The organism is Micromonospora sp. WMMD710 (genome assembly GCF_029626045.1).
Classification (GTDB): Bacteria; Actinomycetota; Actinomycetes; order Mycobacteriales; family Micromonosporaceae; genus Micromonospora.
The window spans coordinates 2,400,599-2,417,110 of sequence record NZ_JARUBD010000001.1 but is presented as its reverse complement, the minus strand read 5'-3'; the positions used below and the strand labels follow the sequence as shown (position 1 = coordinate 2,417,110).

Sequence of the window (16,512 nt, the reverse complement as noted above, 5' to 3'; positions counted from 1 at the left end):
CTTCGTCACCGGACGCGCGACTGCGCTCCGCCCGGTCGCTCACAGGGCGCGTAGCCCGACGAGTATCGACTCGAGCAGCTCCGCGGACGGCAGCTCCGACAGCGTCGGCGGTTCGTGCGTCTCGATCAGGCCGGCCGCGAGCAGGTCACCGAGGAGCACCCGGACGGTCCCCAACGGCAGGTCCAGTTCGGCGCCCAGCTCGGCCACCGACACTGGATGGTGACACAACTCGACGATCCGCGCCTGTTCGGGGAAGAGCGGCGTCCGCCGGTTGGCGGTCCGCCGGGCGACGACCAGCGAGATCAGATCGAACCGGCCACGCTCGGGGGCGGTACGCCCGCCGGTCATCGTGTACGGCCGAGCCACCGGGCCCGCGTCGTCGTCGTACCACGCCTCGTCAGCGGAGTCGTTGGTGGACACCGGCGTCCCCGCTCTTCACCGAGGAGGCCGGTTCGAGGCGGACCGGCAGGTGCCGTTCGGCCTGCCCGACGAACAGCGCCACCTCGTACGCCATGTCGCCGACCTCGGCGTCGTCACCGGCGATCCGTACGGTGAGGATGGTTCCGTTGCGGATGGTGGCGACGAACAGGAACGCCCGGGACATCTGCACCACGATCTGCCGCAGCCCACCCCCGTCGCAGGTGCGGGTGGCGGCCAGCCCCAGCGCCAGCAGGCCGGCGACGATGCCGGAGATCTGCTCGGCCAGCTTCGCCCCCACCTGGCGGGAACCGCCGAGTGGCAGGCCGTCGGGCGAGAGCACCACGGCGAACTCCGCGCCGTGCACCCGATCGACCAGCCGGTCCAGGGCACCGGTCAGGCTGTCCTCGGTGGCCACTGCGTGCGTCATCGATGTCTCCTTGCTGTTCTCGCGACCGGCAACTCGACGGTGTCGGGGCCGGCGCTGCCGGGGATGGGCGCCATCGGCCCGGGTTGGCGGATCCGCGTCGGTAGGTGGGCGCCCGAGGTGCCCCCGTCCCGCGCGGGCGGGGCACCGGGATGACGCCTCGCCGGCTCGTCGTCGGTGTCGCGCACCGTGACCAGACCGGTCGGGAGGAGGACCACCGCCGCTGTCCCGCCGCGCTGGCTGCGCCGCAGCGAGACGTGCGCGCCACAGCGGGCGGCCAGTACGGCGACGGTGTAGAGGCCCGCCGGGCCGGCCGGCGGGTCGGCTGACGGAGGACCGCCCAGTAGGTGGTTCGCGTCGGCCATCGCGCTCGCGTCGAGGCCGGGGCCGTCGTCGACGACCAGGACGGCGCAGCCCTGTGGCCACTGTTCGCCGCCGACGCGGACGGTGGTGTCCGTCGGTGAGTGGGCGAGGGCGTTCTCGACCAGCTCGGCAAGCAGGTGGACGACGTCGGTGACGGCGGGGCCGGCGAGGGACCACGGCCAGTGCGGCGCGATGAGGACCCGGTGGTAGTCGGCCACCTCGGCAACCGCGCCGCGGACGACGTCGAGCAGTGGCATCGGTCGCCGCCAGCGGCGGGCCGGCGTCGCGCCGCTCAGGGTGATCACCGTCTCCACGTTGCGGCGGACCCGGGTGGTGAGGTGGTCGAGCGCGAACAGCTCGTCGGTCTCCTCGGCGGACCGTTCCCGCCGCTGCATCCCGTCCAGCAGGCTGAGCTGCTCGCGGAGCAGGACCTGGTTGCGGCGGGTCAGCCGCAGCACCAGTTCCCGGGCGGCGGCGCCGTCGGTGGCCGGGGCCTCGCGGGTGGGGGCCGGCGCGTCGTCGACCGATGGCGGCGGCACGGGCAGCGCCGGGGCATCGGCGGGGGAGCGGACCAGCCCTTCGGTCAGCCGTCGGGCCAGGCCGACCCAGCTCAGCAGGACCGCGAGCACCGCGATGAGCCCGAGCCCCAGCACTGCGCCGGTGCGGGCGACGAGCACGGCGGCACCCGGCGTGGCCCGCTCGACGCTGTCCCGGGCCGCCGTCGTCACCAGCTCGTGCAGCGCGCCGAGCACACCGTCGGCCGTCGTACGCCACTTCGCCCGGGTGATCCCGTCGACCGCGCTGGCGGTGTCCGTGCGCGACAGCACGTCCTCTAGGGCGAGCAGGTCCCCGAACGGCGGCCCTTCGGTGAACCGCCGCTGCCCGCCCGGCAGAGCCGCGACCGCCTCGGCGCGCGCGTAGCGCTGGTTGCTGACCAGCGCGGCCAGTCGACGCCGCCCGTCGAGATCGAGTCGGTCACCGGCCAACGCGGCACTGACCAGGGTGTCCTCCTGGGCGAGCAGTTCGCGGGCGTGGGCCAGCGCGATCACGGTGCGGGTGTCGGCGGCCAGGTCGCTCTCGTAGGCGCCCCACTCCGGGCCGTACACGGCGAAGGCGACGGCGACGAGTTGGTCGTACCCGTCGACGGCCCCGGCGCGGTCGAGCCGCCCGGCGTCCACCTGGGATCGGATGGTGCCCAGGCCGTTCAGCCGCCGGACCAGCTCGTCGGCCCGGTCCCGGACCGCGTCGGCGGTGAGCAGCCGAAGGTCGTGGCCGTCGGTGAAGGCGCGAACCTCGGCCGCCGCCCGGTCGGTCCCGGCGCGTGCCCCCGCCAACGCGGACTCCGTCGACGCGGCCCCGGCGATCGTCTCGACGGTCAGCCTCCGCTCGGTCTGCAGGCCCAGGACCAGCCGGTCGATCGGCTGGCCCAGCGTCTCGGCCAGCGCCCGGACCCGCAGCAGGTCGGCCGCGTCCTGACCGGTCAGGTAGGCCGCGTACGACCAGAGCGTGATCAGCACGGCCGCCAACGCGACGAGTCTGGCCCGGATCCCTCCTCGGGTCATCGGGTCGACCGCCGGGGCCACGGCTGACCGGCCGTGCTGTTGGCCCGGTCGGCGACGACGGTACGCAGCAGTGCCAGCAACTCGGCGCGGTTGGCGCAGTTCAGTCGGTGACGCATCCGGGCGACGTGGTGCTCGACGGTCTTCGCCGAGATGAAGAGCCGATCGCCGATCTCCCGATAGGTCAGCCCCGCCAGCACCAGTTCGGCCACCTCGTACTCCCGGTCGCTGAGCCCCGGCTGGGCGGGACCGGCGATGGCGTCGGCGACCCGCGCGGTGCTCTCGCCGCCGGTCGGCCGTTGCCCGGCGTCGGCGCCGGCCGGGCGGCCCTGCAACGCTCGCGCGCATTCGAGCAGGGTGGTCATGGCCCGCCGGTCCGCGGTACGGATCGCGGCCTGCCCGGCGAGTCGCGCGCCGTCCCACCACAGCCCGGTGTCGTGCAGCCCCCGGGCGGCGGCCTCCACCCGCACCGGGTCGACCGCGCCCCGCAGCACCTCCACCCAGCTCTCGCCGGCCGCCGCGACCACGGCCGCGTACCGGCTGTGGTCGGCGGCGGCGAGCAGCGCCGCGACGTGGTCGTCGGCGACGGCCGGCTCGTCGGTCAGGATCGCCGCGTGCAGGCCGCTCCAGTGCAGCGGGACACTCCACAGTGGCGGATCGTCCAGTCGGTTGAGCAGGGAGCGGCCCTCCCGCAGGTACGGTTCCAGTCGGGCCAGGTCACCCAGGCGGGCGCCGGCGATGGCGAGTTCACCCAGCGGCAGCAGCGTGAACAGGTCCACCGGGTGCCGCACCACCGCCTCCAGCGCCTGCCCCCAACCGTTCTTGAGGGCTCCGAGGTCGCTGTTGCGCCGGGCGATGCCCATCCGCAGCGCGGCGGCGAAGAGCAGATCGCGGGACTCCAGCGGCCGCCCGTCGACCGTGGCGGCGGCGAGACGGTCGGCGGCGGCGGCCGTCTGGCCCCGCACCATCAGGATCCAGGCCTGTAGCAGTCGGTGCCGGCGGGTCATCAGCGGACCCCCGACCCCGGCGGCCAGGGCCCGGTGCAGCACCCGCTCGGCGATCTCCAGCTCACCGCAGTGCACGGCGGTGAGGGCGGCCAGCGCCGCCGGGCTGTCCGGCAGGAGCGCGGCCCGGCCGTCCGGCTCCAGCAGAGCGGCGGCCTGCACGAGCGCCGACAGGGCGGCGGTCGGCGGGCCGGTGACGCTGTCGCGTACCCCGTCGGCCATCAACCGGGCGGCGCTGGCCTGCAACGTGGGTGGCTCGCCGGCCGGGTCGCCGGCCGGCGCCGTAGCGGCGGCGCTCAGATCGCCGCCGGCGAGACCGCCGACGGTGGCGAACGCGACCGACGAGGCGCTGCCCGACCACCGGTACAACTCCACGCTGCGACCGACGTGCCCGCGGTGCGCCAGGGCGGTTGCGGCCACCACGGCGGCCTCGGCGCGGTCGGTCGGCGCAGCGGTGGCGAGCAGCCGATCCGCCAGGCGCAGCGCCTCGTCGAGGTTGCCGGCGAGGGCGGTGGCGAGCGCCTGCTGGGCGCTCGCCGGCGCGCCCGCCGCCGTGGCCGCCGCGAACAGGTCGGCGGCGAACGCCGGCTCGTCGGCCAGCGCCTCCGTGGCGGCGGCCGTCAGCGTCGTAGCCGGGCAGTCGGCGAGCGCGCCGACCGCTCGCAGGGATCGGACCAGCGGCAGCACCGCGCCGCCGCGTGCCAGCTGCAACTCGGTGAGGCGGCGCCACACGGCGGTGCGGTCGGTGGCCGGGCTGAGCGTGGTGACGACCCGCCGGACGATCGGCGCCAGCCGGCCGTCCGCGCCGATCAGCCCGGCCGCCCTGGTCGTGGCGATCAGTCCGTCCACGGCCTCCGGCTCCTGATCGAGGAGGGCGCCGAGCATGCTCACCGGCAGCGGTACGCCCGCCGCGACGGCGAGCAGCAGCCGCCGCACGGCGGTGGGTTGAGCGTCCAGATCCGGACCGAACTCGAGCAGGACGGACCGTGGTGGCTCCACCGGAGTGTCCGCCCCGGCCAGCCCTCGGGCCAGCCGTTCCACGTCGCGGGGCACACCGGCGGTCTGCGTGTGGACGAAGTCCACCAGGTCGTCGCGTCGGCCCAGCTCGGGCATCGAGGCGAGGTGGGCCGCGGTCTGCTCCCGGCTGAACGGGCCGAGCAGCACCGCCTGCCCGTCGCGGCGCAGCACGTCGGCCAGCTCGGTGAGCGCCGCCGACCGGGGCCACGGGCGGTACGCCACCACCAGCCGGTGGCGGCGGCCGGCCACCAGGCGCAGCAGCGCGCCGAGGCGGTCGTCGTCGAGCAGGTGCGCGTCGTCGACCAGCACCAGCGCGTCCGGGTCGACCGTCTCACCCGGCTCGGGAGCGCTCGTCCGCACGGTGACGCCGGCCCGCTGGTGCAGCCGTGCGACCTCGGCGAGCAGCGCGGTCTTGCCGTGGCCGCCGGGCCCGGACACCCCGACGGTGAGGGCGGCCCTCGGATCCCGGGCGACCAGGTCCAGAAGGGAGCGTGGCCCACTGCCCAGCAGCAGTCGGGACTCGGCGACGTCGTTCATGATCATTGTGGTCATCCTTCGCGTCCCCGGCTGAGGGTCAACGCCAGACGGGACGCCTTCGGCAGGTCCAGGGGGAGGATCCGGACCGGCGGACGGGGAGGGGGAGCAGCGGGAACGGTGGTGTCGTGGTGCGGGCGGCGCGGCACCGGGAGGCTGGCCCGCGAGGGACCGGCACCGCCCGCCCGGGGCCCTACCGGTGCCGGGTCGCGGGCCGGCGCGGGCCGGCGCGGCGACACCACCTGGCAGGCGGCCATGGCAGCCCCGGTCGCGGCGGTCAACTGCGCGTCCGGCTGGACCTCGACGGGCACCGGAAGAGCCGCGCCGATCAGCTCGGTGACCAGCGGGATGCGGGCGGAACCGCCGGCCAGCAGGACGGCGTCGAGCTGCTCCGGTGCCCGGCCGGCGCCGTGCACCGTGCGGAGCAGGAGGTCGACGGTGGCCTGCACCGTCGGGCGGATCATGTCCTCGAACTGTGCCCGGGTCACCGGGATCCGCGCGGCGCCGCCCGGCAGGCTCAGCACCACGTCGGCGGTCAGGTCGACGGTCAGTTCCCGCTTGACCCGGTCACACTCCGCGCGCAGCCCGCGTAGCGCGGCCTGGGTGCCGCGGCGCGCGGTGGCCGCCAACTCCCGGGCCAGCACGGTACGGACGTGCGTGGCCAGCGCCTCGTCGAAGTCGGCGCCGCCGATCGGGTCGAGGCCCTGCGGCGTGCCGAACCCCTCGTACGTGCCGCGCGGGGTACGCCGCACCAGCGCCGCCTCGAAGCTGTTGCCGCCGAGGGCGTAGACCGCGGCCGTCGTACCCGCGAACCCGCGGGCGGCGTGGCTCTCGGCTACCGTCACCGTGCGGGGCAGCAGCGTCACGTGCCGCAGGCCCAGGTCGGACAGTGCCCGGTGCAGCAGATCCCGCCGGAACGGGCGCCAACCCGCCGGGTGGCTGAGCACGATCGCCTCGGCGGGCCCGCCCTCCAGGGCGTGCACCCGCTCCACCACCCACCCCGCCAGTTCGGCGGTCAGTGTCTGCGGCGCGCACGCCTCGCCGCCCAGCAGCAGGGGCACGTCGTCGCCAATCCGGCGGACGAAGTCCCGGGTGGTGCGGCTGCCGTCGTCGGTCGGCGGCTCACCGACGCGCAACGAGCCGTCCTCCGACAGGTACAGCACCGACGGGACGAGGGGCGAGTCGGCGCCCAGCCCGACGGGCTCGGGGCGCGTCCAGGTCGTGCCGTTACGCCGTGCGACGGCGGCGGCCGTGTTGGTGCTTCCGATGTCTATCCCCAGGACGTACCGCATCCGTCTCTTCTCTCCCCGTGAGGTGGCCGGTCGGTGGCGCTCGCGCCGACGACCACCCCCGGCGACCCCCCGCGGGCTCCTACGTTCGTACCAGAGATCGCTCCCTGGTCGGGACCCTAATCTGGCTCGGACGGTTTCCCCATCTCCCCCTAACGTACGAGGCGACGGAGCCCCTAGTTCAGCCGGTTCGGATGCGGGTCGAGCCCCGATGTCCGGGGGCGCCCCCCACTCGTAGCGTTCGTGTCGACGCAAGACGGTCGCTGACGCCACATCCGAGGAGAACCGGCACATGGACTCGCAACAGACCCTCCACGACTTCGTGCTCGACCTGCTGACCAACCCTGACGCGCGGTCGGCGTTCGACCTCGACCCGGAGGGTGCGCTGCACGCCGCGGGGCTCACCGACATCACCGCCGCGGACGTGCAGGACGTCGTCCCGCTGGTGGTCGACTACGCGCCGGGGGCGGTCGCGCCGCTCGCCCCGGCCATCGGCCACCTCGGACTGGACCCGCTGGTGACCGACACCACTGACGTGGTCGGCCAGCTGCAGAGTGTGGCCCAGCAGATCAGCATCACCAGCTCGCCCAGCGGAGTGGACGTCAAGGCGGGCGTGCTGGGTGCCATCGCGGTCGACCCGAACACCGTCGCGGCCGGGGTCACCGTGCTGCCGGGGATCGGGCTGGGCGTTGGCCCGAGCGGCCTGGACACCGACCTGACCGGCGTGAACGACGTGGCGCACACCCTCGACGCCGACGTGGTGCAGCCGGTGGACGGCATCGCGGACCCGGTGCTCGGCGACGTCACCAGCACCGTCGGCCACCCGGCCGGTCTGCTCGACACCACCGACCACGGCCTGCTGGGCGGCGACGTGACCGGTGGCGTGCTGTCCGGCACCCAGGGTCACCTCGGCGGTGTCGTCGGCTCCCTCGGTGTCGGCGAGACTCTGGGCGGCCTGGGCCTCGGTGACCACGGCGGCGTCGTCCCGCCGCTGGATGTTCCGTCCACTGTGGATGGTGTGACGCACCAGGTGGAGGGTCTCCTCCCCGGTGTCACCGGCACGGTCGGTGACGTGACCGGCGGCGTCACCGACGGTGTGCTCGGCGACACGCACGATGGTGGCCCCGCCTCGTCGGACCACGGCCTGCTCGGTATCACCGGGGGCCTGCTCTGACGGGTTTTCCCACCTGGAGCGGGGGGTCGGACCGTATCGGGCGGTCCGGCCCTCTCCAGTTCCCCAACCGGTCCCTCTTGATAATTGAGCCGAAATCAGCACACTTGGTGCGGTGATGGCGGGGATCTGGTTGGACGTGCTGGACGAGATCGCCCGTACGTGCAGCTCTCACGGGCGGGACGACCTGCTCCAGACAGTGCGGCAGAAGCGTGCCCAGCTGCTGGACCCGAAGCTGCGCGTCCTGGTCGTCGGCGAGCCCAACCAGGGCAAGAGTCAGCTGATCAACGCGATCATCAACGCGCCGGCCTGCCCGGTGGGCGACGGTCGCACCACCGTCCTGCCGACCGTGGTGCAGCACGCCGAGGCCGCGTACGCCGCGGTGGCCCAGGCTCCGCCACCGGCGCCGGGGCGGCCCGCCGGCACCGCGGCCGCCGTCGCCATCGAGCGGACGCCGGTGGCGCTCAACCAGGTCGCGGCGGGGGTGGCCGGCACCGTCGGGCGTCGGCCGGGGGGCGGTCCGGCGTACGTCGAGATCGGCGTGCCCCGCGCCCTGCTCAGTGCCGGACTGGTGCTGGTGGACACTCCCGGCACCGACGAGGTCGCCGCTGTCGGTGGCGCGGGTACGGTCGCGTCTCCCGGCCGCGCGGACACGGTACTGCTGGTTACCGACTCCACCCGGGAACTCTCCGTCACCGAGCTGGACATGCTGCTGCACGTCATGCGTTCGCACCCGAACGTGGTGGTGGTGCAGAGCAAGACCGACCTCGTGGCGGACTGGCGTGCGGTGGCCGAGCGCAACCGGCAGCACCTGGCCGACGCCGGCATCCCGGCGCCGGTCATCCCGGTCTCGGCGGCGTTGCGGCTGCGCGCGGCCGCCGCCGATGACCGGGTCCTCAATGCGGAGTCCGGCTTCCCCGCGCTGATCGCCCGGTTGCAGCGGGACATGTCCGGCAAGGCCGATCAGGTGGCCCGGGTGGCGGTGCAGGCGGTGGCCCGGACGGTGGTGGAGCAGTTGGCGGCGCCGCTGCGTGCCGAGCTGGCGACCCAGGAGGCCGAGGAGCAGTCCGGGCCGATCTCCCGTCTGCACGCCGCCCAGCGTGAGGTGGACGAGTTGCGCCGCTGCTCCACCCGCTGGCAGAACACCCTGAACGACGAGGTCGCCGACCTGCTCTCCGACATCGAGTACGACCTGCGTGACCGGACCCGGCAGATCCTGCGGGCGGTGGACGAGGCGTTCGACACGGCGGATCCGCTGGTCGCCTGGGACACCTTCCAGGACTGGCTGGAGCGCAGCCTGGTGGAGGCGGCGGAGGCGAACCACGAGTGGCTGATCCAGCGCTGCGACTGGATCGCCCGCCGGGTGGCCGCCAACTTCACCCGCTACGGCTACGACGTGCTGCCACCGTGGTCGATGACGATGCCGGACGACATCGGCGAACGACTGCCCGAGCTGGAGCGGCCGAAGGTCGACCGGTTCACCACCGGTCAGAAGCTGTTCACCGGCATGAAGGGCTCGTACGGCGGCATGCTGATGTTCGGCCTGGCGACGACCCTGGCCGGAATGCCGATGATCAACCCGGTCTCGGTCGGCATCGGCGCGCTGTTCGGCGGCAAGAGCATCCGTGACGAGAGCAAGCAACTGCTGCGCCGTCGGCAGGCGACCGTGAAGACGGCCATCCAGCGGCACGTCGACGACGTCTTCGTACGCGTCATCCGGGACTGCCGCGACGCCGTGCGGCAGGTGCAGCGGATGCTGCGGGACCACTTCACCGGGCTCACCGAGGAGCTTCAGGAGGCCATCGTCCAGTCGTTCCGCAGCGCGAAGCAGGAGGCCGACACCGACGTCGCCCTCCGCGAGCAGCGGCAGCGCGAGATCCGACTGAAGATGACCCGGTTGGCCGCGCTCTACGAGCAGGCCCAACAGTTGAGCGGTGCCCGTGCCACTGGGGTGCAGTTGGAGCCTCGGGCATGACCGTCGGGGTGCGTCTGGACGAGGCGGCGTGGGGGTTGCTGCACCAGGCCCTCGACCTCTACCGGGACAATCCCCGGGCCGTCGGGCAGTTGCGCCACCAGGTGGCCCGGCTGGAGGAGCCGCTGCGGATCGCGGTCGCCGGCCCCTGGCGGTGCGGGAAGTCGACGGTGCTCAACGCGCTGATGGGTGAGGAGGTCGCGCCGGTCGAGGGCGCCGATGGCGCCTTCACCTGGTACGAGGACGGCGCCGCGCCGCGCGCCACCGCGTACCCGGTCGGTCAGCCCGCGCAGGAGCTGACCGTGGTGAAGTCGGCGACCGGGATGCGGGTGGATCTGGGCTGGCGCGCGGGGGAGGTACGCGACATCGTGGTGCAGTGGCCGACGCGGGCTCTGCGCCAGGTCACGCTGATCGACACCCCGGCGTTGACCGGCGCCGGTGAGCGGGGCCGCGTGTCGGTGATGGATCGGGTGCTGCGCGACGCGGACGCGGTGCTGTTCCTGACCCGCGATGGTCGTGACAGCGATCTGCGGGTGCTGGAGTCCGGCCGGGACAGCGCCGTCGGTCAGGCCGCCCCGGTGAACGTGATCATGGTGCTGTCCCGGGCCGACGAGACCGGCGGTGGCCGGATCGACGGCCTGCTCACCGCACGTCAACTGGCTCGACGGCACTACCGCGATCCCCGGGTGGGCGCCCTCGCCGTGAACGTGGTGGCGTGCAGCGGGTCGATCGGCCTGGCCGGTCGGATGCTCAGTGAGTCGGATGTCGCCGCCCTCGCGACGCTGGCCCGGGTGCCCCGGGCGGAGTTGGACGCCCACCTGCTCTCCGCCGACCGCTTCAGCCGTGGCGAGCTGCCGGTCGCGATGGACCCGCAGTCGCGCACCGCCCTGCTGGACCGCTTCGGGCTCTTCGGGATCCGGTTGGCGACCACCCTGATCCGGTCCGGCTTCGACGACCGGGTGAAGCTCTCCGCCGAACTCATCCGGCGCAGCGGGCTCACCGAGCTGCGGGAGTCGATGACCCGTTGCTTCATCGACCGCCGCGACACGCTCAAGGCCCGGTCGGCGCTGGCCGCCGTGGAGGCCCTGCTGCGGGCCGAACCGGTGCGGGGTTCCGACGAGTTGGCCGGCGCGATCGAGCAGATCCTCGCCGGCGCCCACGAGTTCCGGGAGTTGCGCCTGTTGGTGGCGCTGCGCCACACCCGACTCGGGTTCGACGCCGAGCTGGCCGCGGAGGCGCAGCGGCTGATCGGCGGCGACGGGGTGGGGCTCGCCGCCCGACTCGGCGTCGAGCACGAGGCGACCGCGCAACGGCTCTGGGAGGTCGCCGCCGACGCGCAGTGGCGGTGGCGGGACCGGGCGGAGGATCCGGTGCTCCCGCTGGCCCAGCGACGCGGCGCGGAGGTGGTCGTCCGCAGCTGCGAGGGGATGCTCGCCGAGTTGGCCGCCGGTGGCCGCTGAGACGCCGTCCCGGCGCGTGGTGTGCGGGAGGTCCTAGCGGGCAAGCCCGGCGAGGAGCTTCTCCACCCGGTCACGGATCTCGTCGCGGATCGGTCGGACGGCCTCGACGCCCTGGCCGGCCGGGTCATCGAGCTTCCAGTCCTCGTAGCGCTTGCCGGGGAAGACCGGGCAGGCGTCCCCACATCCCATCGTGATGATGACGTCCGACGACTCCGCGGTGGCGTACTCCAGGAGCTTGGGGGTCTGGTCGGTGATGTCGATGCCGACCTCCCGCATGGCCTGCACGGCGGCGGGGTTGACCGTCTCGGCCGGCGCGGAGCCGGCCGAGCGGACCTCGACGGCGTCACCGGCGAGGTGGCGCAGCCAGCCGGCGGCCATCTGGGACCGGCCGGCGTTGTGCACGCAGACGAACAGGACGCTGGGCTTGTCGCTCATGATGGTGCCTCTCGATCGTCCGGTGGTGAAGAAACGGCGGCGCGCCCACAGCGAGACGTAGACCAGTCCGACCAGGACGGGCACCTCGATCAGCGGGCCGACGACCCCGGCGAGGGCCTGGCCGGAGGCGACGCCGAAGGTGCCGATCGCGACGGCGATGGCGAGTTCGAAGTTGTTGCCGGCGGCGGTGAAGGCCAGGGTGGTGGAGCGTTCGTAGCCGAGACCGATGGCCCGGCCGAGGGCGTAGGAGCCGGCCCACAGGAGCGCGAAGTACACCAGCAGGGGCAGGGCGATGCGGGCGACGTCCAGGGGGCGGCTGGTGATGGCGTCGCCCTGGAGGGCGAACAGGATCACGATGGTGAACAGCAGGCCGTAGAGGGCGGCGGGACCGATCCTGGGCAGGAAGCGGGCCTCGTACCAGGTGCGGCCCTTCGCGCGTTCGCCGAGGCGGCGGGTGAGGTAGCCGGCGAGCAGCGGGATGCCGAGGAAGATGAGCACGTTGCGGGCGATGTCCCAGGCGGAGATGGTCAGCTCGGCGCCGGGTAGCCCCAGCCAGTCGGGAAGCACCGAGAGGTAGAACCAGCCGAGCAGGCCGAAGGCGACGACCTGGAAGACGGAGTTGAGCGCGACCAGGACGGCGGCGGCCTCCCGGTCGCCGCAGGCGAGGTCGTTCCAGATGATGACCATGGCGATGCAGCGGGCCAGGCCGACGATGATCAGACCGGTGCGGTACGCGGGCTGGTCGGCCAGGAAGATCCAGGCCAGGGCGAACATCACGGCGGGACCGACGAGCCAGTTGAGGACCAGTGAGGACACCAGCAGCCGCCGGTCACCGGTGACGGTGTCGAGCCGGTCGTAGCGGACCTTCGCCAGCACCGGGTACATCATGATCAGCAGGCCGATCGCGATGGGCAGCGAGATGCCGCTGATCGTCACCGAGTCGAGCGCGCTGTCCAGGCCGGGGATCAGCCGGCCGAGGAGCAGCCCGGCGACCATGGCCAGCCCGATCCAGACCGGCAGGAACCGGTCGAGTCGGGAGAGGCGACCGACCACCGCACTCCCGGCCGGGTCGGTCCGGGGGATCGTGCCGGTGCTCACGAACAATCCCGTCGGGCCGGTGCCTGGTGCGGCGGCTCGTCGACTGTGTCACCGGCGGGCAGGGCGCCGAGCAACCCGGCGAGCTGGCGCAGGATGGTCGGGCGAGCGCGGTAGTAGACCCAGGTGCCGCGGCGGTCGGCGTCGACGAGCCCCACCTCGCGCAGCGTCCGCAGGTGGTGCGAGATGGTCGGGCCGGTCAGGTCGAACGCGGGGGTCAGGTCGCACACGCAGATCTCCCCGCCCTCGGCCGAGGCGATCATCGACATCAGTTGGAGACGGACCGGGTCGCCGAGCGCCTTGAACGCGGGGGCGAGCACGGCGGCGGTCTCGGCCGGCACACGCCGTTCGGTCAGGGGCGGGCAGCAGGGCGCGTCCACGGCCGCTTGTTTCGACATTGCTCTAGGTTGACAGAGATCTAATCAGTGTGCAAGTGTCTGATTCGACAGACGTCGAGACAGTGCCCGCGAAGCGCGCCGACACCGAACGGAGCCCGCCCATGGCCACCCTCACCGTGCGTCCGATGGCCACCCGTGACGCCGACCGGGTCCTGGCGATCTACCAGGCCGGCCTCGACGCCGGCAACGCCAGCTTCGAGGTGACCGCCCCGACCTGGGCCGCGTTCGACGCCAGCCGGTTGACCGAGCACCGCTTCGTGGCCGTCGAGCCCGACGACACCATCCTCGGCTGGATCGCCGTCACCCCGACATCGAGCCGCCCGGTCTACGCCGGAGTGGTCGAACACTCCGTCTACGTCGGCCCGGCAGCCCAGGGGCGCGGGGTCGGCCGACTGCTGCTCGACACGCTGATCGTGTCGACCGAGGCCGCCGGCATCTGGACGATCCAGTCCGGCATCTTCCCGGAGAACACCCCGAGCCTGGCCCTGCACGAGCGGGCCGGCTTCCGCGTCATCGGCGTGCGGGAGCGGGTCGGCCGCCACCACGGCCGCTGGCGCGACGTCGTCCTGCTGGAACGCCGCAGCCCCACCGTCACCTGACAAGGAGTCTCCCGATGAACGCTCTGGACAATCTTCCCGTCCTGGTCGTGGGTGCCGGCCCGACCGGTCTCGCCGCCGCCGCTCACCTGCACGAACGCGGCCTGCCGTACACCGTTCTGGAAGCCGGCGACACCCCCGGCGCCGCCGTGCGGCAGTGGGGGCACGTCCGGGTCTTCTCGCCCTGGCGCTACAACATCGACCCGGCCGCCCGTCGGCTCCTCGACGAGGCCGGTTGGGTCGCCCCCGACCCGGAAGCACTGCCGACCGGGGCGGAGCTGGCCACCGCCTACCTCCAGCCGCTCGCGGAGCTGCCGCAGCTCAAGCCGCACGTGCGCTACGGCGCCCGGGTCCAGGCGATCAGCCGCCTCGGCCTCGACCGGCTGCGCAGCGCCGGCCGCGACACCACCCCGTTCCTGGTCCGCCTCGCCGACGGCACCGAGCTGCTGGCTCGCGCCGTCATCGACGCCTCCGGCACCTGGGGCACCCCGAATGTCCTCGGGGCGTCCGGCCTGCCCGCCCGGGGTGAGGCCGATGTCGCCGCGTACCTGGAGCACGCGCTGCCCGACGTGCTCGGCGTCGACCGGGACCGCTTCGCCGGCCGGCACACCCTCGTGGTGGGCGCCGGCCACTCCGCGGCGAACACCCTGCTGTCCCTGGCGGACCTGGCCGCCGCCGAGCCCGACACCGAGGTGACCTGGGCGATCCGCACCGCCACGCCCGCCCGGACATACGGCGGCGGGGACGCCGACGCGCTGCCGGCGCGCGGTGCGCTCGGTTCGCGGTTGCGCGAGCACGTCGACGCCGGCCGGATCCGGCTGCTCACCGGCTTCTGGGTGCACGCCCTCACCCCGGCCGGCGGGCGCGTCAAGGTGGTCGTCCGGCACGCCGACGGCGGCGAGGAGTCGGTGCTCGTGGACCGGGTCGTCGCCGCCACCGGCTTCCGCCCCGACCACTCGATCACCTCCGAGCTACGGCTGGACCTGGACCCGGTGCTGGGCGCCACCCGCGCGCTCGCCCCGCTGATCGACCCGAACGAGCATTCCTGCGGCACCGTGCCTCCGCACGGCGTCGACGAACTCACCCACCCGGAGAGCGGCTACCACGCCGTCGGCATGAAGTCCTACGGTCGGGCGCCGACGTTCCTCATGGCCACCGGCTACGAGCAGGTCCGTTCCGTCGTCGCGGCCCTCGCCGGGGACTGGGCCGCCGCCCGCGACGTCCAGCTCGACCTTCCCGAGACCGGCGTGTGCACCAGCACCGCGGCCGACTCGGCGACGAGCGACAGCTGCTGCGCGTCGGCGGCGGAGCCCGAGCCGGCCGGACGAGGGCTGGCGACCGGCGTCACGGGAGGGCTGCTCAGCCTCGTCGCCGTCGACAGCGCGTCCGCCGGCGGCTGCTGCGCCAGCTGACCACCTGCACGGTGACGGCGGCCCGCCTGGTCCGGTGGGGCGCCGTCACCGTCGCTCGGCGCAGGCCACACAGGTACGCGCCGACGGACGGGCGGCCAGCCGCTCGGCGGGGATCGGGCGGGAACACCGTTCGCACACGCCGTAGCCACCGGCGTCGACGCGGTCCAGGGCCGCGTCCAGATCGGCGAGGCGCCGGCGTGCCGCGTCCAGGACGGCGGTGAGCTGTGCCCGTTCGAACGCGATCGTGCTGCCCTCGGGGTCGTGTTCGTCGTCGGCGTTGGACGACCGGGACGCCTCGAAGAGGCTCCGCAGGTCGTCCTCCAGTGCGGCCACCTGGGCCGCGGTCTCGTCACGTCGTCGACGGAGGTCCGCACGGATGGCGCTGGATTCGGAGGTCATGGCGCTTCCACGGTACGCCGCAGGACGGCGCCGGATCACCGCCTGGAGTGGGCGTCCTCGCGGTGCGCCCGGCCGTGCCCGTCCTCCCGGTCGATGCGCAGCTCCCGTTCCAGCTCGGCGATGACCGCCCGCAGGTCGTCCAGTCGCTGGGTGAGCGCGATGCGGTCCACCTCGTCGGGTACGCCGTCGCCGTCCTCGTCGTAGCCGGGGGCCAGCCGTTCGGTCATCTCCAGCCGGCGTGCCTCCTCCATCGAGTTGACGATGACCGCGATGAGGATGTTGAGCAGCAGGTTGACGGTGATCACCACGTAGCTGACGTAGTAGAACACCGTCCACGGTGAGATGGCCAGGCCCTGCTCGATGAGGTCGGGCAGTGTCTCCAGCGACAGCAGCACGAACAACGTCAGCAGCGACCGTCCGATGTCGCCGTACTCGTCGGGGTAGCGGTTGCCGAAGATCAGCCAGCCGGCCATCCCGTACACGTAGAGCGTCACCACGGCCAGCGCGAGGAACCCGGTGACACCCGGCAGGCTGCGCCACAGCGCGGAGACGATGGTGCGTAGGCCCGGCGAGAACCGCACCAGCCGGACCATCCGGGCGACCCGCACGACGCGCAGGAGCGCCGAGTCGCCGTGCAGGCCCGGGATGAAGATGGCCGCGATCACGACGCAGTCGAAGACGTTCCAGCCGTGCCGGAAGAAGTCCTGCGGACGTCGGCCGTAGGCCGCCAGCCGGATGCCGATCTCCACGACGAAGACGGCGCGGAACAGCAGCTCCAGTCCGTGCAGCGCGGTGCCCGCGGGGATCAGCCCGTCGTACGTCTCCAGGCCGAGGACGATCCCGTTGGCGAGGATGACGACGACGATGCCGATCTCGAAGGGACGTGATCGGGCGAGCCGCGCGCAGGCGTCGGCCAGCGCGGGCCGGCGGTGCGGGGGCATGGCCGCCAGCCTAGCCAAGATCA

14 protein-coding genes and 1 pseudogene are annotated in these 16,512 nt (G+C 73.5%); 5 read left to right on the top strand and 10 right to left on the bottom strand.

The annotated features are described in order from the left end of the window. Positions 1–39: 39 nt before the first annotated feature. Genes O7620_RS11165 through O7620_RS11145 form a run of 5 tightly spaced genes read right to left on the bottom strand, consistent with a single transcriptional unit; the run spans position 40 to position 6,613 of the window. Positions 40–420, bottom strand: coding sequence for a DUF742 domain-containing protein (locus tag O7620_RS11165; RefSeq protein ID WP_278122985.1), 381 nt, complete (start codon positions 418–420; stop codon positions 40–42). Further along, complete coding sequence (locus O7620_RS11160; protein ID WP_278122984.1) at positions 398–847, bottom strand: roadblock/LC7 domain-containing protein; 450 nt, start codon at positions 845–847, stop codon at positions 398–400. The genes O7620_RS11165 and O7620_RS11160 overlap by 23 nt, the downstream gene beginning before the upstream one ends. After that, the gene (locus O7620_RS11155; RefSeq protein ID WP_278122983.1) at positions 844–2,769 is read right to left on the bottom strand and encodes a nitrate- and nitrite sensing domain-containing protein; all 1,926 of its coding nucleotides are present in this window, start codon (positions 2,767–2,769) and stop codon (positions 844–846) included. Before O7620_RS11155 ends, O7620_RS11160 begins: the two co-directional genes overlap by 4 nt. Beyond that, positions 2,766–5,330: a LuxR C-terminal-related transcriptional regulator gene (locus tag O7620_RS11150; RefSeq protein ID WP_278122982.1), complete on the bottom strand. Its 2,565-nt coding sequence runs from the start codon at positions 5,328–5,330 to the stop codon at positions 2,766–2,768. Before O7620_RS11150 ends, O7620_RS11155 begins: the two co-directional genes overlap by 4 nt. Positions 5,331–5,335: 5 nt before the next feature. Beyond that, positions 5,336–6,613, bottom strand: coding sequence for an Hsp70 family protein (locus tag O7620_RS11145; protein WP_278122981.1), 1,278 nt, complete (start codon positions 6,611–6,613; stop codon positions 5,336–5,338). Positions 6,614–6,902: 289 nt separating this feature from the next. On the opposite strand from O7620_RS11145, the gene O7620_RS11140 reads away from it, so the two are divergent. The 3 genes from O7620_RS11140 (at position 6,903) to O7620_RS11130 (ending at position 11,213) form a co-directional block, all read left to right on the top strand. Continuing rightward, on the top strand, positions 6,903–7,784 hold the full coding sequence (locus O7620_RS11140) for an IniB N-terminal domain-containing protein (protein WP_225854109.1): 882 nt from the start codon (positions 6,903–6,905) through the stop codon (positions 7,782–7,784). 115 nt (positions 7,785–7,899) lie between these two features. After that, positions 7,900–9,756, top strand: a complete 1,857-nt coding sequence (locus tag O7620_RS11135; RefSeq protein ID WP_278126949.1) for a dynamin family protein — start codon at positions 7,900–7,902, stop codon at positions 9,754–9,756. Next, positions 9,753–11,213: a hypothetical protein gene (locus O7620_RS11130; RefSeq protein WP_278122979.1), complete on the top strand. Its 1,461-nt coding sequence runs from the start codon at positions 9,753–9,755 to the stop codon at positions 11,211–11,213. Before O7620_RS11135 ends, O7620_RS11130 begins: the two co-directional genes overlap by 4 nt. 33 nt (positions 11,214–11,246) lie before the next feature. On the opposite strand, the gene O7620_RS11125 is transcribed toward O7620_RS11130, so the two are convergent. The 3 genes and pseudogenes from O7620_RS11125 to O7620_RS11115 form a co-directional block, all read right to left on the bottom strand. Further along, positions 11,247–11,648, bottom strand: coding sequence for an arsenate reductase ArsC (locus O7620_RS11125; RefSeq protein WP_151487878.1), 402 nt, complete (start codon positions 11,646–11,648; stop codon positions 11,247–11,249). 33 nt (positions 11,649–11,681) lie between these two features. Further along, positions 11,682–12,746: pseudogene (gene arsB, locus O7620_RS11120) on the bottom strand (ACR3 family arsenite efflux transporter); the annotation flags it as partial. Further along, the gene (locus tag O7620_RS11115) at positions 12,743–13,141 is read right to left on the bottom strand and encodes a metalloregulator ArsR/SmtB family transcription factor (protein ID WP_225854110.1); all 399 of its coding nucleotides are present in this window, start codon (positions 13,139–13,141) and stop codon (positions 12,743–12,745) included. The pseudogene arsB and the gene O7620_RS11115, both read right to left, overlap by 4 nt. A gap of 101 nt (positions 13,142–13,242) precedes the next feature. Between O7620_RS11115 and O7620_RS11110 the strand changes: the two genes are divergently transcribed. Both O7620_RS11110 and O7620_RS11105 read left to right on the top strand, forming a co-directional pair. Next, entirely contained in the window at positions 13,243–13,740 is a 498-nt protein-coding gene (locus tag O7620_RS11110; RefSeq protein ID WP_278122978.1) for a GNAT family N-acetyltransferase, read from the top strand. Between the two features lie 14 nt (positions 13,741–13,754). After that, positions 13,755–15,149 (top strand): NAD(P)-binding domain-containing protein, encoded by a 1,395-nt coding sequence (locus O7620_RS11105; RefSeq protein ID WP_278122977.1) that lies wholly within the window; start codon positions 13,755–13,757, stop codon positions 15,147–15,149. Positions 15,150–15,194: 45 nt separating this feature from the next. Here O7620_RS11105 and O7620_RS11100 read toward each other — a convergent pair whose 3' ends face one another. Next, complete coding sequence (locus tag O7620_RS11100; protein WP_278122975.1) at positions 15,195–15,548, bottom strand: TraR/DksA C4-type zinc finger protein; 354 nt, start codon at positions 15,546–15,548, stop codon at positions 15,195–15,197. Positions 15,549–15,583: 35 nt separating this feature from the next. After that, on the bottom strand, positions 15,584–16,489 hold the full coding sequence (locus O7620_RS11095) for an ion transporter (protein ID WP_278122974.1): 906 nt from the start codon (positions 16,487–16,489) through the stop codon (positions 15,584–15,586). Positions 16,490–16,512: the final 23 nt, after the last annotated feature.